At 70.3% G+C, this 19,355-nt stretch carries 15 protein-coding genes; 4 read left to right on the plus strand and 11 right to left on the minus strand.

Annotation, left to right across the window (positions count from 1 at the left end; all coding sequences use genetic code 11):
• Positions 1-8: 8 nt before the first annotated feature.
• The 9 genes from AC2DGY_RS02230 to AC2DGY_RS02270 form a co-directional block, all read right to left on the minus strand.
• Positions 9-1,544 carry a LuxR C-terminal-related transcriptional regulator gene (locus tag AC2DGY_RS02230; protein WP_484508069.1) on the minus strand — a complete coding sequence of 512 codons (1,536 nt, stop codon included), beginning with the start codon at positions 1,542-1,544 and terminating at the stop codon, positions 9-11.
• A gap of 65 nt (positions 1,545-1,609) precedes the next feature.
• Positions 1,610-2,212 (minus strand): hypothetical protein, encoded by a 603-nt coding sequence (locus AC2DGY_RS02235; protein WP_484508070.1) that lies wholly within the window; start codon positions 2,210-2,212, stop codon positions 1,610-1,612.
• Positions 2,209-2,640, minus strand: coding sequence for a hypothetical protein (locus AC2DGY_RS02240; protein ID WP_484508071.1), 432 nt, complete (start codon positions 2,638-2,640; stop codon positions 2,209-2,211). Before AC2DGY_RS02240 ends, AC2DGY_RS02235 begins: the two co-directional genes overlap by 4 nt.
• A complete protein-coding gene (locus tag AC2DGY_RS02245; RefSeq protein ID WP_484508072.1) occupies positions 2,637-3,464 on the minus strand; it encodes a hypothetical protein in 828 nt (275 codons plus the stop codon). Before AC2DGY_RS02245 ends, AC2DGY_RS02240 begins: the two co-directional genes overlap by 4 nt.
• Before the next feature lie 8 nt (positions 3,465-3,472).
• A complete protein-coding gene (locus AC2DGY_RS02250) occupies positions 3,473-8,398 on the minus strand; it encodes an RHS repeat-associated core domain-containing protein (protein ID WP_484508073.1) in 4,926 nt (1,641 codons plus the stop codon).
• Positions 8,391-8,684 carry a hypothetical protein gene (locus tag AC2DGY_RS02255; protein ID WP_484508074.1) on the minus strand — a complete coding sequence of 98 codons (294 nt, stop codon included), beginning with the start codon at positions 8,682-8,684 and terminating at the stop codon, positions 8,391-8,393. The genes AC2DGY_RS02250 and AC2DGY_RS02255 overlap by 8 nt, the downstream gene beginning before the upstream one ends.
• Before the next feature lie 28 nt (positions 8,685-8,712).
• Positions 8,713-13,098 carry an FtsK/SpoIIIE domain-containing protein gene (locus tag AC2DGY_RS02260; RefSeq protein ID WP_484508075.1) on the minus strand — a complete coding sequence of 1,462 codons (4,386 nt, stop codon included), beginning with the start codon at positions 13,096-13,098 and terminating at the stop codon, positions 8,713-8,715.
• Between the two features lie 69 nt (positions 13,099-13,167).
• A complete protein-coding gene (locus AC2DGY_RS02265; RefSeq protein ID WP_484508076.1) occupies positions 13,168-13,467 on the minus strand; it encodes a WXG100 family type VII secretion target in 300 nt (99 codons plus the stop codon).
• Between the two features lie 49 nt (positions 13,468-13,516).
• Positions 13,517-14,848, minus strand: coding sequence for a LysM peptidoglycan-binding domain-containing protein (locus AC2DGY_RS02270; protein WP_484508077.1), 1,332 nt, complete (start codon positions 14,846-14,848; stop codon positions 13,517-13,519).
• A gap of 247 nt (positions 14,849-15,095) precedes the next feature.
• Here AC2DGY_RS02270 and AC2DGY_RS02275 point away from each other — a divergent pair, with 247 nt between their 5' ends.
• Positions 15,096-15,788: an NADPH-dependent F420 reductase gene (locus tag AC2DGY_RS02275; RefSeq protein WP_484508078.1), complete on the plus strand. Its 693-nt coding sequence runs from the start codon at positions 15,096-15,098 to the stop codon at positions 15,786-15,788.
• Between the two features lie 11 nt (positions 15,789-15,799).
• On the plus strand, positions 15,800-16,507 hold the full coding sequence (locus AC2DGY_RS02280; RefSeq protein WP_484508079.1) for a DsbA family oxidoreductase: 708 nt from the start codon (positions 15,800-15,802) through the stop codon (positions 16,505-16,507).
• A gap of 85 nt (positions 16,508-16,592) precedes the next feature.
• On the opposite strand, the gene AC2DGY_RS02285 is transcribed toward AC2DGY_RS02280, so the two are convergent.
• Together AC2DGY_RS02285 and AC2DGY_RS02290 are read right to left on the minus strand one after the other, a co-directional pair.
• A complete protein-coding gene (locus AC2DGY_RS02285; RefSeq protein ID WP_484508080.1) occupies positions 16,593-17,282 on the minus strand; it encodes an SDR family NAD(P)-dependent oxidoreductase in 690 nt (229 codons plus the stop codon).
• A 24-nt stretch (positions 17,283-17,306) separates the two neighbouring features.
• Complete coding sequence (locus tag AC2DGY_RS02290; RefSeq protein ID WP_484508081.1) at positions 17,307-17,702, minus strand: ester cyclase; 396 nt, start codon at positions 17,700-17,702, stop codon at positions 17,307-17,309.
• 198 nt (positions 17,703-17,900) lie between these two features.
• Here AC2DGY_RS02290 and AC2DGY_RS02295 point away from each other — a divergent pair, with 198 nt between their 5' ends.
• Together AC2DGY_RS02295 and AC2DGY_RS02300 are read left to right on the plus strand one after the other, a co-directional pair.
• Positions 17,901-19,085: an MFS transporter gene (locus tag AC2DGY_RS02295; protein ID WP_484508082.1), complete on the plus strand. Its 1,185-nt coding sequence runs from the start codon at positions 17,901-17,903 to the stop codon at positions 19,083-19,085.
• Between the two features lie 115 nt (positions 19,086-19,200).
• Entirely contained in the window at positions 19,201-19,341 is a 141-nt protein-coding gene (locus AC2DGY_RS02300) for a hypothetical protein (protein WP_484508083.1), read from the plus strand.
• Positions 19,342-19,355: the final 14 nt, after the last annotated feature.

Raw genomic sequence — 19,355 nt, forward strand, 5'->3', positions numbered from 1 at the left:
CCGGGGGCCTAGTGGTCCCGGTGGCCGGCGTCGTGCAGGCCGCCGCGCGTGCCATCGGCCAGCAGAGCGGCCAGTTGCGCGCGTGAGCGGATGCCGAGCTTGCGGTACACCGACGACAGCTGGGACTCCACCGTGCGCCGGCTGGTGAACCCGGCAGTCGCGATCTCGCGGCTGGAAGCGCCCGCCGCAGCAGCACGTGCGACCTCGCGCTCGCGAGCGGTCAGGACCGCCAGGCGCCCGTCGGACGACGCGGATGCGAGCGCTGTCGCGATGAGCTTGCCGATCGCCACATCCCCCGTGCGCCGCACCAGCACCTCAGCCCGCTCGAGGGCGCGTCGGGCCTGAGCTGCGTGTCCCGCCGCGGTATGGGCGCGCCCGAGGGCCAGCAGCGTCAGGGCGTGCTGGTCGGGGAATCCCGCGCCGGCGAGGATCGCCGCTGACGCCTCCAACCGGGAGACGGACGCCTCGATGACCCCGCGGATGCGCTCAGCGACGCCCGTGAGAAGCGGCCGTTCGTCCCGTGCGAGATCGTCGAGGCGGTCGGCGATCCGCGTGGCTTCGACCGTGTCGCCGAGCTCGGCCGAGGCGTGGGCGAGATCGAAGTCGATCCACAGGCGTCGACCGGGCTCGTGAAGCCCGAGTCTCTCCGCCATCTCCCTCGCGCGCCCCAACTGCACGTGCGCTTCGCGCCAGTCTTCGCGCATTGCGGCGGCCAGCCCGGTCAGCGCGGCCCGGGAGAACTCCCCGACGGCCTCCGAGCCTTGCAGCGTCGGCTCGAGAAGCACCGCTTGGAGCGCATCCTCGTCACCGACGCGGATGGCGACGAGGCCCCGCGCGCGCGCCTCTGCCGGGAAGAGGGGGTCGGTGCTGTCGGTCTCGAGCGCCCTGTGGGCGGTTCCGAGCCGGCCGGCGTAGACGTCGACGGTCGCGAGGTGGGTGCGGAAGATCCTCTCGATGAACGGCTGATCCGCATCGTGCGCCTGGCGTGCCAGCGTGCGCAGCGCCGTACGCGACTGATCGAGCTCTCCTACCTGGTAGGCGTAGAAGCCGCGGTGCGCCAGCGCGCTGTCAACGGGTGCGAGGAGGTCGACGGAGGACTCCTGAGCCAGCATCTGGTCCAGCAGCTCTTCGTCGAGTCCCCTGCCCAGGTCGATTTTCGCCGTGACCACGGCCGACAGCGCGCGGTGCCGGGATACCGGAGCCGCCTCATCCAGTCGTTCGAGTGCGGACTCGGCCAGCAGGATCCGCTCTTCCGGGTCGTTGGCCGCTTCCGCACGGTACGTATCGACGATGCTCTCCGCGGCTGGGTTGCCCGAGCCGGTGGCGATCGTCTCCAGAACGCGACGCGCTTCGAACTCGCCCGCGTCGACGCTCACGGCCATGAGAAGCACGGGCAGGGCGCGGTCGAGGAGGGGAAGCGGCAGCTCTGCAGGGTTGGTGCTCTGGATGAGGGCAGCGGCCTCGCCGTGGCGGGATGCTCGGAGATAGTGCTCCGCCCGGGTGATCACCGCGGCGAGATCCTCGGTACGTCCGTCCAGGCCCATCGCCGACCAGTCTACGAGCGTGAGAGGCCCGCGGCTCTGGACGCGACCTGTCCTGTGGAGAGGGATCACCGCCACCGGATCGTGCCCATCTGCGCGTCGAAAAGTTCGACCAGTACCTCGGCGAGCGGGCCGTCCGCGCGGCCGTCGCCGATGGTGACGAAGGAGAACACGAGCCACGCCCCCCCGGTGTCGGGCGCGGAGATCGTGTAGGTCACGCGCCGCCCCGCATAGGTGGAGAGGGGGTCGGCCTCCGGGTCGGGAGGTTCGATGTCCTCCTCGCGCAGCGCCGGCTGTCCGTCGATGTCGACGACGGAGGCCGCTGCCGCGCTGTCGGCGCTCAGCGCGGCGAGCACCTCGTCGGGTGTGACCGTCCCCGCATCCGGGTCGTGCCACTCCGACACGGTGTACGAGGCGGGCACGGCCACCTCGCCCATGCGCTGGGTCGGCAGGCACAGCACCCCCGCCCCCGCCGAGCGCGCGCGGTCAACGAGCCGCACGAGGTGCTTGCGGAGTTCTGCCCGGAACGGAGTCGCCGTGTCGCGCGGAACCTCGTCGGGCACCGCGTCGTGGGCGAGTTCGTTCAGGCGGCGGTCGAGCTCGGCCGCGTCGGCTGCCCGCAGGGACAGGTTCTCCCATCCGGGGATCTGAACGATGTCATACGCGGTCACGGGGTTCCTTCCGGACGGACTTCCCACAGGAGGTCCAACATGTCGGAGAACAGCGCATGGGCGTTCTCGATGGCGACGCCTGGGGCTGAGACCACGACGTCGAGATTCCAGGCGCGACGCACCAGATCGATGCGCGCGTACAGCGCGCCGTCCTGCGCCTGCGGGAAGGACACGATCGAGACGCCGTCGGCGAGCAGGTCGGGCAGGCTCTGCACCACGGGCCGCCCGAGAGGTCCCGCTGCTCGAGCGCCGTACCGCTCGAGCAGGTAGTCCGGATTCGCGTTCTCGGCCTCCCGCACGGTGATGACGGCCGTCTGCTCTCCACCGGGCAGCGCGGTGGCGACGAACTCACCGGCCCCCTCACCGGCGCGCCACGCCGGCGGGATGCGATGAACCCTCACCGCCCAGAGCGATCTCTCCATGGTCATCGCGTCGTCTCCGTGTCGAGCGCGGTCAGCGCGACGCGTCTCACGCGATAACCGCTCCCACCGGCGGACGCCGCGGGGGAGGGTTCGTCCCCGACTGTCCGCCCGCGGCCCACGGGCACGTCGGTGCCGGAAACGCCACGCTCGCGCGGTGCGGCAACGGCGGACGCCACCCGCAAGAGCGCACGACTGTCGGTCCCCGGCCACCCGGAGAGGCGAGCGGCGCGGGCCTCGGGGAGCGCGCCCACCCCGAACATCGCGCCGACAAGTGCTCCGGTTGCCGCCGGCACGATCTGCATCGCGACCCACCGCGGCGATAGTGCGATCAGCGCTCTTTCTCGCGCGGTAGCGCCCTCCATGCTCGCCGTCTGCAGAGCGTGCGCGATCGCCTGATCCGGGGCCGGCGATGCGCCCTCCGACACCATGTCGGCGCCCACATCCCCCGTGGCGAGCAGGTGTGTGACTGCGTCCGCCCATTCAGAGAGCCCTCCTCGGTGCGCCGGAGGCGTTCCGAGTGTGTCGAGTACGGCACGCAGGGCCGCGTTACGCTGCGGGTCGGGGTCGCCGCGGTGGGCGAGGGCCACCACCGCCGCGGCCGAGAGGGTGGTGTCGCGGGACCTCTGGTCGACGACGTCGCCCTGGGTGAGGTCGTGCCGTTCGCGCAGATTCCGTCGCAGACGGTCCACCGCCCGCGCGTCGTCCAGTGGAAGGCCCGTCGCGGCCGCGTCGGCGACGCAGAGCGCGACCTCGGTGGCTCGCGACCATCCGTCGCCGAGGGCGAGCCCGACGAGCAGCCCGGCTGCCCGAGCCTCGTCTTTCTGGTTCATGTCAGCCCTCACACGCCCATGTCCATCGCACCGCCCGGGCTGGTCGGCCCCGGGCGATCGAATTCCCCGCGTTCGAGCGCGTCCCAGTCGGCGGGGGTGGGATCCTTGTACAAGCGGCCGTAATCCGGTGACGTCGGCCACTCGCCTGTCCGCGCCGCGTCGCGTGCGGCGTGCATCTCCGCCGCATCCCATTTGTCGGCGGGTCGCGTCGTCACCTGGTCCGTCCCCGGCACTCGTTGTCCGCCCGGGGGGGTCGCGGCGCCGGGCTCAGCGTTGTACCGGATGCCTTGACCGCCGTCCCGCATATCGTCGACCATCTTGTGGTAAGAGTCGTCGGCAATGGTCAGTTGCTGCTGCGCACCGGCGCCCTGCGGGTTCCGGAAACGCGGGTCGTGGGCGTATCCGAGCTGGTTGAGCTGCGTTGCTGTGCTCGGATCGTTCTCCTCGATCGCGTTGCGCTGCGCGTTGCGATAGGACCCGACCCGGCTGTCGTATCCCAGTGCGTCGTCAGGCGTGGTGTTCGGGGTCTGCCGGACGTTGCCGCTGGTGAAGCCGGATTCGTGCACCTTTTTGCCGCTTCCGGTTCCGGGGTGGAATCGGTGGCTGGCGAAGTCCTCGTAATAGGCGTAGGCGTTGTTCTCGAGTGGCTTACTCGCCGCGTCCGAGCGTGGGAGCTTCTTCCTCCCGTTGTCCGCCAAGACGTCGTATCCCGCGACGTGCTCGGACTGGTGCGTGCGTTTGCCATGAATGGTGAAGCGGTGCTCCGTGTTGAGGCGCTTGCGCTCGGCGTCCTTGTCGCCGTAGGTGCTTTCGGGGTACTTCCGGGTGCGCGTAGACGGCCCCGGGCGCCCATTGCCGTACGGGGAAACGCGGCTGCTGGGCACCGCGCACGGTGTGGCCCGATCCGCGGCGAGGCCGAGGGGGTCGATCATCGCGGTCGGGTTGTCGACGTAGGCCAGCGAGTCCGGCGCCGGCGTGAGGCCCAGCGGGTCGTGGGAGAGGTAGCGGCCGGTCTCGGGATCGTAGTAGCGGTGCCGGTTGTAGTGCAGGCCTGTCTCGGCGTCGTAGTACTGGCCCGGGAATCGCAGCGGTGTGGTGGCGCCCTCGCTGACGGAGGTGGTCGCGCCCCACAACGTGGTGCGCAGGCGTCCCGTCAGCGCCCCGGTGTCGGCGAGTAGTTCGGCGGGCGCGCCGATCTGGTCCGACACGATGGCGTGGAAGCGGACGTCGCCCGGCGCATCGAGGGAACGCTCGATCTGCGTGAGCGGAAGCTCCGCGTCGGAGGTGTAATCCCACATCGTGGCCACCGTCGACCGGCCCGGCGCCGTGTCGATCTGTTCCGCGAGAAGTTGCCCGTCCCACGCGAACCCGACGTCATCGACGACCGCGCCCGTGGCGGCATCCAGTCGCTGTTTCGCGATTCGCCTACCGAGGGGGTCGTAGCGGTAGCGCCACTCGGTGCCGTCGGGCGTTCGAACGCCGATGAGTCGGCTCTCCGCGCTCCACGCGTAGGTCCAGCGCTGCCCATCACGTTCGCGGGTGAGGACGCGCCCCTCTCCGTCGTGCGTGTAGGTGGTTGAGCCCGCGGCGGTCAGCACGCTCCCGCTGTAGCGGCGGGGACCGGCTGCCTCCGGCGCAGCGGACACCGCGGCGGTGGTGACCGCGCCGGCGGGGTCGTAGTCGTAGCGTTCGCGCCACTCGTCGCCGAGCACGGAGCGGACGCGTCCGCGAGCGTCGACCTCCAGCGTGCGCGCCCCGGAGATCATGTCCTCCACGCCAGCGAGGAGGCCGTCGGGCAGGTAGCGGAATTCCCGCCGCTGGAGGGTGTCAGTGCCGCGCAGAACCGTCTGCGCCGCCAACTGCCCCGTGGGCGTCCAGTCCTGGCGAACTTCGGCCACCGGGCCGGCGTCCCCGACCAACGCCCGCGTCCGTTCGTTGCCGGCCGCGTCGTAGCCGAATCGCAGCGAGCGCCCGCCGGTGCTGATCTCCATAGGCCTCCCGGTTGTGCCGTAGGAGACGACCGACTCTGCTCCCGTGGGCGTCCGGCGGCTGATGCGACGGCCGAGGGCGTCGAAAACCGACGTGAGGACGCGTCCGTTGATCGACTCGGACACCACGCGCCCGAGCGGGTCGTAGGTGAACCGGACTTCGCAGTGCTCGTTGGTCGCCGACACCATCCGGTCGGCGGCGTCGTAGGCGAAGACCGCGACCTCATCCTCGCTGCTCCGCCGGATGACCCGTCCCAGGCGGTCGCGTTCGAGAGTGATGGTCTGCCCGGCGCCATTGGTGCGGCGCACCAGTTGCCCGGCAGCGTCGTAGCCGTAGCGCAGGACGCGGCCGTTGTAGTCGGTCTCGGCCACCAGCCGCCCGGCGCCGTCGAACTCGTACTGCCAGGTCAGGCCGCGCTCATCCGTGATCGAGGTCATCCGCAACTCGGTGTCGTAGCCGTAGGTGCGGATGCCCCCGTCGGGGCCGCGGTCGCCGACCGGAAGGTCGAAGTGCGCATAGTCGGTGCGCCAGACACTGCCGCGCTGATCGGTGCGCTCCTCGAAGCTCCCGCGGGCGCTCGCCGCGAACCGTTCGAGGGCGCCGTCAGCGTCGCGAACCTCCAGGGGGTCGCCGGTGACGTCGCGCACCATCAGGGTGGTGTTCCCGAGCGGATCGGTCGCACTCGTGGCGTTCCCGAGCCCGTCATACGTGTAGCGCCATTCGCCCCCGTCCGGCTCGACGACGATGAGCGGGAGACCGGCGGTGTCGGAGCGGATCAAGGTCACGGCGCCGAGGGGATCGGTCACGGAGTTCACGGCGCCCGTGGCCGCGTCGTAGGTGTAGGCGGTGGCCGCCCCGGTGGGATCAACGGCGCGGACGAGACTTCCGTTCTCGTCGTACTCGTAGTGCCACTGCGCGCCGTCCGGCCCCTCCACCACTGCAGGGCGGCCGGCCGCGGTGTACTCGGTGAGGATTCTGCTGCCGTCGGCGCGCGTCACCGCGGTGATGTTGCCGATCATGTCGTAGTCCCAGCGGGTGACGTTGCCGAGCTCGTCCGTCTCGGCCAGCACCCGCCCGAACGAGTCCCGCTCCGCGCTCGAGGCACCGCCCAGGGGGTCGGATCGGCCGATGACCCGCATCCACTCGTCGAGCCGGTAGCGCGTGGCGCCGCCGAGCGAGTCGGTGACCGTGGTGACGCGGCGCTCGGTGTCGTACGCCAGCTCGGTGGTCAGGTAGCCGCCGGCGCCTTCCGCGCGGACGCAACGACCTTCGGCGTCGTACAGGTAGCGGTACCAGCGGCCGTTGACGTCCTCCCACCGCACGAGTCTGCCTTCGTCGTCGTAGGAGAACGTCTGCGGTGTGCCGAGCGCGCCGACGACCTGAACGAGTCTCCGCTCGGAGTCGTAGCGATATTCCGCGAGCGGAGTCGGCGAACCGGCGACGCGCAAGGCGGTGACCAGGTCGTCGGTGGTGTCGATCTCGACCCGGTAACCGCCGGAATGCTCCATCGCCACCGGCATTCCGTTCTCGAGATGCAGGATGAGGCGGTTGCCGGCGCCGTCCAGGATCGCGCGCAACGGGAGCGTGACGTCGTCGGTACCGCCGGCGAAGTAGCGGATCACGTCGGACTGCGGATCCCCGATGAGGAAGCCGGCGCCCGCCCTGCGCAACGCCAGGTACGGGCCGGTATCGGGGAGCACCGATTCGCCGGCCGCCGGAACGGGGTAGCGCAAGAGGGTCCCGTCGGCCAGCGCCAGGTGCAGCCCATCCGCCTCGACCTCGATGCGCTCGTCCAGTGTCGACGCCCACGTGGGTCCGAACACGCGGCCTGCGCGGTAGGAGGAGAGGTGCGTGCGGGTGATCACCAGTGGCAGCACGCCCGGCAACGACACATCCTCCTGCTCCAGTGCCACCGCACCCGTGGCGACGTCGATCGGGTCGCCGCAGAAGGTGCGGTCGCGGATGGAGGTTATGTGCTCGTTGGGCCGTGGGTTGTTGTCCGCGATCCGCCTCTGATCCGGGGCACCTCTCGATGGGTTCGTGGAGGGTCGGACACCGCGCCCCGCCCCGCGGATCGACTGCATCGCGGGACCGAACGCCGACTTCACCGCCGGCGCGAACGCCTTCGCGGCGCCGAAGGTCAGTATGCCCGCGATCGCCAGCCCGAGGTCCAGCCACGACCCGTCGCCCATCAGCGTGAGCGCGACCTCGGCGACCAGGGCCACTGCGCCGATGACCGCCCCGGCGAGGATGAGGGGGCCCACCCCGGGAATGATCACGGCGAGCACGGCCAACGCCATCCCGATGTACGTGAGCACCTTCACGAGGATCTTCAAGAACTTCTTGAACCCCGCCACGAAGCGGTCGACCCAGCTGTCCTTGAGTCCGTCGTCGAACCCGCCGCGCACCACGCGCGCGGCCTCTGCGCCGGCTTCGTCGAACCGTGCGAGCACGTCGTTCAGCTTCGCCTTCGCGGCCGCGACCCGGCCCGCAGCGGCCTCCACCGCCGCTGTCCGGTCGGCGTTCGCCTGCTCCTGCTCCGGCGTCAGGTCGGCACCCGGTTGGGCGACGGTCTCCGGCACCGACTCCGCCTGCCGGGAGGCCCCGCTCGCGTCGATCGCGTCGTCCAGCGCGGCGCTGGATCCCCTCAGCGCCACATCCACGGCCGGACGGAACCGGGTGAGCGCGGTGACCACCGCTTCGTAACGGCCCACCACCTGGGTCAGATCCTTGGACACCTGCTCGGCGGAGCCGCGCAGCTCGTCGGCGTAGGCGCCCCTGAGTGACTCGCCGGATGCGATCCGCGCGAGACGGTCGCCCTGCTCCCGCATCGACTCCGCGAGGGAGCGGAAATACGACACGCGCTCGTCGATGGCCACGACATCCGCGACGACCGGGTCGCCGTCCCGTCCCAGCAGGTCCCACGGCCCTGGACGCTCAGCCACGGGACACCTCGGTCTCGATGCTGCTGGCCAGCTGCTTGTCCGCGTCGCTCCATACGCTGCACGCCTGATCGACGCGGTCGCTGAACTTGCCCAGGCGTTCCATGATCTTGTCGCGGTGCACCCGCCAGTTGTCGGCGAATTCATCCATGGCGCGGCTCACGTCGCGCTGGCCCCAGATGCCGGCGTTCTGGTCGGCGTTCTTGCCCGCGTTGGTGAACTCCTCGCGGATCGCTTTGAGGTCGCGGTTGGTGTCGTCGAGAGTGCCATCGACGATGAGATTGGCCATGATGGTGCCTTTCTACGGGTCGGAAGGGTCAGTCCAGGAGGCGGGGTACCTGGACGGTCTGCAGCATCCCGCCCCCCAGGTGCACGACGGCCCGGCCCGGCGCCACCGGCGCAGCGGTGAGGGAGCGGGGCAGCCGCACGCCCAGAAGGTCGCCGTCGAGGATGGTGCGGGGGCTGAGGAGCGCCCCGCGCTGGTTGTTGCGGATGTCGACCTGCCATCCGGAGAACCCACTGCCCACCTCGGCCGCGTTCCCCCCGAGGATGATCCCGCGGTCCCCGCCCGCCGCCTCGCGGATCCAGGCGCGGAGGAAGTCTTTGGCCGGCATGTCACGGGTGTTCTCTCCGTCGTCGACGACGAGGACGACGGGGCGCTCGCCGGGGGCGAGTGCGTCGGAGAGCTCGGATTCTTCGACCTCGGCGTGCTCGAAGATGCGGCGCACGCCGGGGGTGTCCGCGAACATCGCCGGGAGCGGGGAGCGGCGCGGACACACCAGCACGACATCGCTCCCGCCTTCCAGGAGGGAGCGCGTCATCACGGCCAGCACGTTGCTCCGTCCCGAGCGCGGCGGACCCGCGACGAGGAAGGTCGGCGCGCCGCCGCCCAGGTCCGGTCCCACTGCGGCGAGGTCGTCGCCGCCGACGCCGACCATCGACCACATGGCGGCGTGCAGCTCGGTGCGGGGGTAGGACGTCGCCTCCTCCCACGTGAGCGAGCTGGGCAGCAGATCGATCCGCAGCGGCTGCGAAGCGCGCGGCACGCCGCGGTCGCGCTCGCGGGCTCGCATGGCGATCTCCGTCAGCGCGACCGCCTGTCCCGTGGCGCTGACATCGGCCGCCAGGAGCGCGACCTGCGCCTCACGGCCGGAGCCGGCGCGGATCATGCGGCCTTCCGGCATCGCCTCCGGCACCGCGCGTGGGCTGACGCCGCCCAGGCTGTAATCCGTGCGATCGGCCATGCGGAGCATCCACTTGTCCTCGGTGAGAACGCTGATCCGGCCTGACAGCAGCGAGCGGTCGCCGGCGAGGACCACATGCAGGCCCGCGCCGGCTCCTTCGCGCAGGAACCCCAGCACGGTCTCCACGAGAGCGCCGCCGTCGGCGTCGCCGAACGTGCTGATGAAGCTCTCCCACCGGTCGACGAGCAGGACCAGGTGCGGCAGTCGATCGGCCTCGTCGGCCTGGGCGCGCTGCTCCCCGATGTCGGCGACTCCCAGTCGTCCCAGCAGATCCTGGCGGCGGGTGAGTTCGGCCTGCAGCCGATCGAAGAGGCGCGTGATGCGCTCACGCTCGGAGCGCTGGACGACGGCGCCCGTGTGCGGCAGGCGGCTCAGCGGAAGCAGTGCGCCGTTGCCCATATCCACGCCGAACAGGTGCACGTCGGCGCTGGAGATGCGTTCGGCGATGCCTCCCGCGATCGAACGCAGCGCCTGGGATCGGCCACTGCGGGCCGATCCGGCGAGGAAGAGATGGCCGAAGTCGGCGAAATCGATGCTCACAGGGTGCTGCGCCTGCTGTGCGGGCAGGTCGGCGAGGGCCCACGGTACGGCGGGCAGACGAGCGCCGCCCGTGCGGCCGGCCGCGGCCTCGCCGACGGACAGGTCGGCTCGGAGGACGGAGGTGGGCAGCGCGGGGAGCCAGGGCGAATGGTTCGGGGGCAGTGCCAGCTCTTCGGCAGCGTCTCTCGCCGCATCCACGAGGCGGGAGAGGTCGGTGCTCTCGCCGTCCTCGGTCTCGGTGCGTGGCGGCGCCGGGAGGGGGTAGCCGGCGCTGTCCCACCCCACTTCGACGACGAACGGCGCGGCCCGGTGCGCGGCGCCGGCGCCGAGGCTGCGGCCGCCCACCCGGGCGGTCTGGAACGGGATGAGGGAGGAGTGGCCCAGGCGCACGTAGGCGCGCCCCGGCAGCGATGCGGGGATGCGTGCCGCATCCGGCGCGTTGATCACATCGGTGCTGTCGGCGGTGTCGGTGACCCGCAGCGAGATGCGCAGGTTGGTGTTGGCCCGGATCTCGGCCGACACCACTCCGGCGGGCCGCTGGGTCGCGAGGATGAGATGGATGCCGAGGGAGCGTCCGCGCTGCGCGATGTTGACCAGGCCGGTGACGAAGTCGGGGAGTTCGCGGGCCATCGAGGCGAACTCGTCGATGACGATGAGCAGCCGCGGCATGGGCGGGCGGTGCGGGTCGGTGCGGCCGTCGGCGATGTAGTCCTCGATGTCCTTCGCTCCGACGCCGGCGAGCAGGTGTTCGCGCCGGGTGAGTTCCGCCCCGAGGGAGGTCAGGGCGCGCTCGACCAGGTGGGCGTCGAGATCGGTGACCATCCCCACGGTGTGGGGGAGCCGGACGGCGTCTTTGAATGCGGCGCCGCCCTTGTAGTCCACCAGCACGAAGTTGATCCCGTCCGGACGGTTGCTCACGGCCAGGCTCGCCACGAGCGACTGGAGGAGTTCGGACTTGCCCGACCCCGTCGTCCCGGCGACGAGGCCGTGCGGGCCGTCGACGGACAGGTCGAGGGAGAAGGGGCCGTCCAGTGACACGCCCACGACCGCGCGGGTGCTGCGCGCGCCCCCCGACCACCGCCGCAGCAGGTCGGTCGATTGGACGGGTTCCAGACCCATCACCTCGGTGAGCCGGGCGGCGTCGGGAATCGCGTCGTCCTCGTCGCCGGGGTCGCGCAAGGATGCGAGCGCGCGAGCGACCTCCTCGAACCAGTCGCGGTCGATCCCGTCGAGGCGTACTTCGCGCACCGCCTGGAAGGATGACCGCCGGATGACCGCGCGTGCGTCGGATCCGATGGCGACGACGGCCGTGCATTCTTCGGGCAGGGAGCGCTCGTCATCGTCCACGCAGACGCTGTAGATCCCGACGCTGGGGCCGTCACGCAGCACGCCCGCCACGCCTGGGTAGCTGCGCAGCCGGCGTGCGCCGTCCCACACCACGAGGACATCCGGAGTGAATCGAACCGGCTTCCCGAAGGAGCCGGCCGCCTGCGCCTGGCGGGATGCGACCAGTTGCGCGAGCTCGGCGACCCGTCGGCCAATCGTGTCGGCGTCGTTGCCGATGAGTGCGCGGGCGTCCTGACCGAGGGCCGGCACCGCGTGCGGAAGCCACGCCGTCCAGCCCCAGTCCGGCTCCCGGTCGCCTGCCGTCAGCACGTACAACTGAAGGTCGCGGGGGCTCTGCAGGACGGCGAGCTGCGCGATGATCCATCCGGCGGTCGACCGCACCCCTGCGGCCGAACCCGCCAGGCCGACGACGCCCGACACCGCCAGGGGGATCGTCGCGGGCACATCGCGCAGCGTCGCGGGAAGCCGTCGGCGGTGCTCGAGCGGCTCCCGCATGTCCTCCACGACCACCCGGCTGGCGATATCGGCGGTGCCCAGGCGGATCAGGAGGTGGTCGTCGTCGCCGGGCCGCCTCGCCCACAGCTGTGCGGCCGGACGCGTGGCGATCGGCCACAGGTCGGCCGCGCTGGGCGCCGTCTCGAGCAGGGCGGCGCGCTCTCCGGCACGGCGCAGCTCGATATCGGACTCGATCTGCGCGACGAGCGCCGCATGGTCGGCAGCCCGCTCGGCATGGGTGCGGCGTCCCTGCCGCCGGGCGACGAACGCGTTGGTGAAGGCGACGACCGGGGTCAGCGCGGCGATGAGGAGGAACATCGGCGAACCGAAGGCCACCGCGGTGACGACGGCTCCCACCAGCGGCAGGAAAGCGGCGACCCAGGGCCACGAACTCCGGCTCTGCGCGGCCGGGGCCGACGGGATCGTGAACGTCGACTCGGGCTCGGAGAAGCGCACTCGAGGCGGGCGGTGGAACTCCCGCACGGCTCCGTCCTCCGAGGGCTCCAGGACCGCGTCGGTGAGAGTGGCAGGTCGATACTGCACGAGCCGGTCGCCGATGCGGATGTCGGTCCCCGATGGCCAGTCGACGAAATCGTCGTCCAGCATCCGCTCGCCGAGGGCGGCGCGCACGCCGACGCCGGCCGCGCGCACCCGCACCCGCATCCGCACATCCACCTCGACGATCAGTGCCGCCTCGGGCAGCCCCGGCAGATAGGCGCCGCGCGCGCGGGACCCGCCGATCCCATGCCGACCCGGTCCGAGCCGCACGACCCTTCCGCTGCCCCGCCCCCCGGCCAGTCCGATGTCCACGAGGCCGGTGTCGCCCACGGGCGACATGCCGTCGGGTTCTCGGGAGACGGTGATCATCGCACCCTGGCGGACCCCGGCCTCTTGCAGGGACTGGGCCGGGTCCACCCAGCGCCCGTCGATGACGACCGACTCGTCGCCCGCGGCGGCCGCGGCACTGTCGGCGCCCATTCGGCGAAGGACGTCGCGGACGGAAGCGTCGCCATCGACCTCGACGAGGAAGTCGCGAGCACGGCGATCGAGGTCGCGAAGGGTGGCGGTGATGCGCATGGGGGGATGCTCCGGGTGAACGCACCGCGGTTCCGCGCCCGGGGGCGCGGAACCGCGGTGGGGAAGGGGTTACTTCTTCTGCAGGGCGTTGGCGAGGTCGTTATCGGTCTGCTGGAGCAGCTCGGCCGCCTTCGTCAGGTAGGTGCTCATCCCGTCCAGGCCGGAGATGGTCTTCTTCGCACCGTCGGTGAATTCGGAATAGCCCCGATCGAAGGCCACCGATGACTTGTCGGTGACGTACCCTCCGGAGACCAGGCTGTCGACGAGGCTCTTGAGCTGGGCGAGGCGCGCGTTGATCTCCTCTTCACCGGCCTTGAGACGGGTGGATGCATCCCTCATCTCGTCGTACGTGACGTTCAGGTTGGCCATGGTGTGCCTTCTTTCTTCAGGGCCGGACTGGGGCCGGCCGTCGGGGGGATCAGGAGCGGGCCGGCTCGGGAGCGCTGCGCGTTGCCGCGTAGCGCACGTCGGGGAGCAAGCCGCTGGTGAGCAGGCCGTCGCGCACGGTGAAGCGCCATAGCGCTGCGCTGAAGCCGCCTTTGACGAGCACCACCCAGGAGAAGTCGGGAGAGCCGAAGAGGCTCCGCAAGACCTCCGCCTGCGCGCGGGATGGGGTGCTCTCCAGCACGACGATGCCGCTGCCCTCCTGTTCGAGTCGGGCGAGCAGGGAATCCACGCTCCGCTCTGCGTTCTCCTCGCGTCCGCCGGCCCTGACGACCCGCTGATTGGGGTCGGACCAGGGGCTCGTGGTGAGCTCGGCGACCCACGCGTCGATCACCTCGTCGACCTCTGCGGCGGGCCCGTCGATGCTGACCGGCCCGCCGGCGCGCGAGAAGTCCAGGAGCACGCCTCCGGACGCGGTCATGCCCAGGGAGACCAGGCGCGAGAAGGATGAATCGGTGCCCGGTGGGACGGGCTGCGACTGGAGGTGCGCGAGCGACGTGGTCCACGTTCGCCCGTCGGCCGAGGCGGTCCACCCGATGGGTGCGGTGGCGGCGGGCGCGGTCAGGAGGAGGTGGACGGCTCCGTCGTCCACGGTCACCATGTACAGCCCCGGGAAGCGCACGCCCTCGCGCGCGCAGGCGGCCACGAGGATCTTCAAGGCACTGTCCACGATCCACGAAGACGAACGGTCTGCCCGAAGTGTGACGCCCCGTGCGGCGGACGTCCGGCGACGGCGCATCCGCAGCACGAGGAAGGCGGCGGCGGCGAGCGCCACGAGCGCGGCCGCGATGAGGCCCCCGATGAGGGCGACAGTGGCGGGAGCAACGGCTGCGTCGGATGCTGCCGCTCCGGGCCGCTCGGCCGGGATCGATTCGCCCGCATCCGTACCGCCGCCGGGATTCGTCCCCTCGGACGTCGCTGGGGGGAGTGGGCTGTCCGGCTGGAAATCCGAGATCGGAGGTCCCATCTGAAGTCCGTCGCCACGTGCGTCGGGCGGCATCTGCAGGATCCATCCGGGGTTCAGCACGGCCGGGTCGGTCATCGCCAGGCCGTCCGGCTGCACGCGGCCCTCGTTCAGGGCGAAGATCTCCCGGAACCGTTCTCCGTCGCCCAGGAAACGCTGAGCGATGGCGAAGAGGAACTCCGGCTCGCCGTTGACGGCGGGTTGGACCACGTAAAACGGCACGTCCTCGGCCGACGCCGATGCCGCGGCCGGCCCGATGGGGGTGAGCGCGAAGGCCGGCACCGGCATGGTTGTCAACGAGATGGCCACGACGGCGCCGGCGACAGCGATGGCCGTGCGCACCCGCTTTCGCGGAGCGCGGGCGCGGGCAAGGGGAGGAAGATCAGCCGGGGGAAGCACTCATCCATTCACCCCCGCAGCGGCGAACCGATCATCCGTGCAACTACGTAAGCCCTACGGATGGATCCAGGGGGGAGACAGGGCCCCCTCTCCGGGGAGCCACTGCCCCGCGGGGGCCGTACTTTCGTACCATGACCGACCCGAACAACCCGCTGGGCGCGGTTCTGCGTGCCCGGCGCCAGGAGAACCCATGACGACCATCGGAATTCTCGGCGCGGGCCAGGCGGGAAGCACGCTCGCCCGCGTCGCCATCAGGGCGGGCTATGACGTCGTCATCGCCAACTCGCGCGGACCCCAGACCCTCAGAGGTCTCGTCGCCGAGCTCGGCCCCCAGGCGCGTGCCGCCACCGCGGCAGAAGCCGCCGCCGCTGGGGACTTCGCGTTCCTGGCCTTCCCGTACACGCCAAATGACATCCTTCCGGTCGAGGAACTCGCAGGGAAGGTCGTCATCGACAACAACAACTACATGGTCTGGCGCGACGGCAACTACCCGGAGGTGGACGCGGGCCTCAAGACGATCCATGAGTTGCGTCAGGAGCAGCTGCCTCGATCGATGGTCGTCAAGGCGTTCAGTCACATCCAGTTCCACGAGCGTTTCCAGATCCGCGTACCCAGCGACGCGCTGCCGGCCATCGTGCGGCTGGCCCGGCCTGCCGGCGCCCCGGACCGGAAGGCGCTGGTCGTCTCGAGCGATTACCCGGAAGCCGTCGAGCTCCTGACGCGCTTCTACGACGACCTCGGTTTCGATGCCGTCGACGACAGCCCGCTGAGCGAGTCCTGGCGCAGTTCCCCCGGCACACCGATGTGGCGCCACATCGTGGATGGGCAGAGCCGCGAGGACCTCGTCCGAAACCTGCAGCGCGCACAACGCATCGTCCGTTGAGAGGAACAGAAGTGAGTTCACTCACCGCCGCATCGCGCGGCAATCGCCGAGTAAAAGTGGATGTCTGGGCCGACGTGATGTGCCCGTGGTGCTACATCGGCAAGCGTCGTCTCGAGGAGGCGGTTCGCTCGTTCGAGGCCGCCGGCTTCGGCGAGGGCCGGGCGGTCGAGGTCGAGTTCCACAGCTTCGAGCTCCAGCCGGACCTCCCGATCGGGCCGACGCAGTCGGTCTTCGACTTCAACGTCGAGAGCAAGGGGATGAGCGAGAGCGAGGCCACCGCGCTTCTGGCGCGCGTCACGGTGCGCGGCCGGAGCATCGGGCTCGACATCAACTTCGACACCGCCCTGCTCACCAACACGTCTCTGGCCCACCAGTTGATCCACTACGCCAAGGCGCGCGGGAAGCAGCCCGAGGCGGAGGAGGCGCTGTTCGTCGCCTACTTCTCGCAGGGTCGCAACGTCTCCGACGTCGAGACGCTCGGGCAGATCGCCGACGAACTCGGCCTGGATCGCGCGGACGCCGTCCGGTCCATCGAAGCGGGGGAGTATGTGGACGCTGTCCACGCCGACGAAGCGGCTGCCGGAGCCTACGGGATCACGAGCGTCCCCTTCTTCGTGATCGACGGCCGGTACGGGGTGGCCGGCGTGCAGCCCACCCAGCTCATGGCGGATGCGCTGCAACAGGCATGGTCGGAGAGACAAGTCTCCCCGTCCGTCTGACCACGTCGCGCGGTGAGTCGACGCGAAAACGCCCGGAAGAGATTCTCTCCCGGGCGTTTCCGTCAGGTTCACGCGTGTCCGCTGACTACCAGGGCAAGATGCCGTGGTCGTCCTGCAAGGTCCCTGTGGGGCCGTCGGGAGCGAGGGTCGCCAGTCGGACGACAACGCGCGCGCTTTCGGCAGCCGGTCTCCCGTCGACCTGCAGGGCGGCCGTCATCTCCGTGGCGGTCGTGCCGGGTTCCACGGCGTTGAACTTGATCTCGGGATAGGCCTTCGCGTACTGCACCGTCAGCATCGTGATGGCCGATTTGGATGCGGAGTACAACGGCAGTGCGACCGCGTACTCCGGTCGCTCCGGGTTGGTGACCGCCCAGAACGACCCCGCGCTGCTGGAGACAGTGACGACGGTGGGGTGGGCGGACGCACGGAGGAGAGGCAGAGCCGCCTCCGTCACGCGCACCCAGCCCACCGCGTTGGTGTCGAAGACCCGGAGGGCCGTGGCGGCATCGACAACCCCGTCGCCGTGGATCCCCGCGTTGTTCACCAAGACGTCCAGGCGCGGTTCGGCCGCCGAGATCGTAGCGATGGCGGCGTTCACCGATGCGTCGTCGGTGACATCGAGCGGGACGAACCGCGCACCGATGTCGGCCGCTGCCCTTTCCCCCGCCGCGATGTCGCGATCGCCGATGTAAACGGTGTGGCCCACACCCAGAAGCTGCTTGGCGGTTTCGAGGCCGATGCCGCGAGCTCCGCCGGTGATGAGTGTGACGGTCATGGTCGTCGATGCCGGTTCCGGCTGTCAGGCCGCGAGCTGCCGCTTCATGGTGCCGGCGTCGTGGAGCGCCGTCATGTGGATGAAGCGGCCGTCACGCACCTCGTAGATGGCGTACTCCGTGATGGAGAACGACTTTCCCGTCGCCGGGACGCCGAGCCACTCCGTTACGGGAGTGCCCGTGTTGGTGAGGCGCGCGGCGAGACGGTCACCGTCGAACAGCAGTTCGTGCAGTTCCCAATGGAGGTCGGGAACCGCCTCCACGTCGGCCTTCTGCACGGTGAGGAGCACATCACGGGTCGCCGGTACGCCGTTCAGCGTCGTGGTGTCATTGATGAACTCATCCATGCCGTCGAACTTGTGGGCGTTGAGGTCCGCGATATAGCGCTCGTACCAGCGACGCATGGTCTCGATGTCAGACATGTTGCTTCCTTCTTCTTCTGTTTCCGTGCCCGGGTGGGGCAGAAGACAAGCTACGAGCGCCTCCCGGGCTCAACCAGCTCCCCGTGTACCCGGGGGTTCAGTAGGGCCCCTCTCCCGCGGAATCGAACCCGTCCGGGTGCGGTTCGAGCGGTGGATGGCAGCAACCCGCGCCACCCTATTCACACTCAGGAGAAGAAGTTGACCACCGCAAACTTGTCGACCGAGCGGTCGACTCCGCACAAGCCAGCGTGGGGCGGCGTCGTCGCACTCGGCGTCGCGATCTTCTCGTTCGTCATGGCGGAGTTCCTGCCGGCGAGCGTGCTGCCCCGCATCAGCGACGACCTCGGAATCACCACGGGCACCGCCGGGCAGATGGTCACGGTGACGGCCCTCGCCGCAGCGTTGACGGCTCTGTTGCTCCCGGCGATCCTGCCGCGCGCCGATCGCCGCCGCGTGATGATCGTGCTGACGGCTCTCGCAATCGTCTCCGACCTTCTGGTGGCCATCGCGCCCAACTTCGAACTCGTGATGCTGTCGAGGATTCTCCTCGGCGTGGCGTTCGGTGGATTCTGGGCACTGGCCACGGCCGTGGCCGCTCACCTCGTGAGTGCCGACCACCTGGGCCGCGCGCTGACGATCATCAACACCGGTGTCGCGCTCGCCACCGTCATCGCGGTTCCGCTCGGGGCGTGGCTAGGCGAGTTCTGGGGATGGCGCGGCTCGTTCATGCTCGCCGCGGTCGTGTCGGCTGTCGCTCTCATCGCCCAGTTGGTGAGCCTTCCGCACGTGACGCCTGCTCAGAGTCACGGTCTTCGTGCTCTCGGTCGGGTGCTGCGTTCGGGCACGATGCTCGCCGGGCTCCTCGCGATGCTCCTGATCTTCGGCGGCCACTTCAGTGGGTTCACCTACATCCGCCCCGCGGCCGAGTTCATCTCCGGAATCGACGCCGGCGGTCTCGCCCTGCTCCTGGGCATCTTCGGTGTCGCCAACCTGGTCGGTGCGGCACTGGCCGGACCGCTGGCGGATCGCGCTCTGCGTGTCGCGGTGCTCCTGTTCCCGGCCCTGATCGGTCTCGGACTCCTCGTGGCCCTGGTGCTGGGTGGATCGACGCTCGGGCTGTTCATCGGTGCGGTGCTGTGGGGGATCGGGTTCGGGGGCACGCCGACCGCGATGCTCACCTGGGGTGCGCGCGCGGAACCGACGCGCCTCGAGCAGGTGGGTGGCCTCATCGTCACGACCTCCAACGTCTCAGTGGCGGTCGGCGGTGTGGTCGGCGGCCTCCTCGTAGACAACGTGGCGGCCAGCGGGCCCTTCGTCGTGGGTGCGATCGCCGTCCTCGTGGGTGCCGTGCTGATCACCAGCCTGCGCATCGGCAAGAGCTGATCTCCCGCAGCCCGAGGAGGTGAGCACCCGGAAGCGGTTGCCCACCTCCTCGGGGTCTGCGCCCGGCTCAGTGACGGCCGGAGTAGGTCCGAGCCGCAGAACGTTATTGCTCCTCATGGGAAACACGCAGCCATTCGCCCGGGTCCGCTGTTACTGCGATGCCGAGAAGCTCATGATGCTCGCCGCAGCCGCGCCCGGCGTCGACAGGCCGGCCCTGGCCCGAGACCGGCACGACGTGGCCCTGGCTCAGCGCTGACCAGGACGGGCGCT

The organism is Microbacterium sp. Z6_144 (assembly GCF_057197625.1).

Excerpts from the sequence above, each read along its gene's own strand:
- AC2DGY_RS02230 (WP_484508069.1), bottom strand. The coding sequence starts at position 1,544 with ATGGGCCTGGACGGACGTACCGAGGATCTCGCCGCGGTGATCACCCGG.
- AC2DGY_RS02240 (WP_484508071.1), bottom strand. The coding sequence starts at position 2,640 with ATGACCATGGAGAGATCGCTCTGGGCGGTGAGGGTTCATCGCATCCCG.
- AC2DGY_RS02245 (WP_484508072.1), bottom strand. The coding sequence starts at position 3,464 with ATGAACCAGAAAGACGAGGCTCGGGCAGCCGGGCTGCTCGTCGGGCTC.
- AC2DGY_RS02255 (WP_484508074.1), bottom strand. The coding sequence starts at position 8,684 with ATGGCCAATCTCATCGTCGATGGCACTCTCGACGACACCAACCGCGAC.
- AC2DGY_RS02260 (WP_484508075.1), bottom strand. The coding sequence starts at position 13,098 with ATGCGCATCACCGCCACCCTTCGCGACCTCGATCGCCGTGCTCGCGAC.
- AC2DGY_RS02265 (WP_484508076.1), bottom strand. The coding sequence starts at position 13,467 with ATGGCCAACCTGAACGTCACGTACGACGAGATGAGGGATGCATCCACC.
- AC2DGY_RS02275 (WP_484508078.1), top strand. The coding sequence starts at position 15,096 with ATGACGACCATCGGAATTCTCGGCGCGGGCCAGGCGGGAAGCACGCTC.
- AC2DGY_RS02285 (WP_484508080.1), bottom strand. The coding sequence starts at position 17,282 with ATGACCGTCACACTCATCACCGGCGGAGCTCGCGGCATCGGCCTCGAA.
- AC2DGY_RS02290 (WP_484508081.1), bottom strand. The coding sequence starts at position 17,702 with ATGTCTGACATCGAGACCATGCGTCGCTGGTACGAGCGCTATATCGCG.
- AC2DGY_RS02300 (WP_484508083.1), top strand. The coding sequence starts at position 19,201 with ATGGGAAACACGCAGCCATTCGCCCGGGTCCGCTGTTACTGCGATGCC.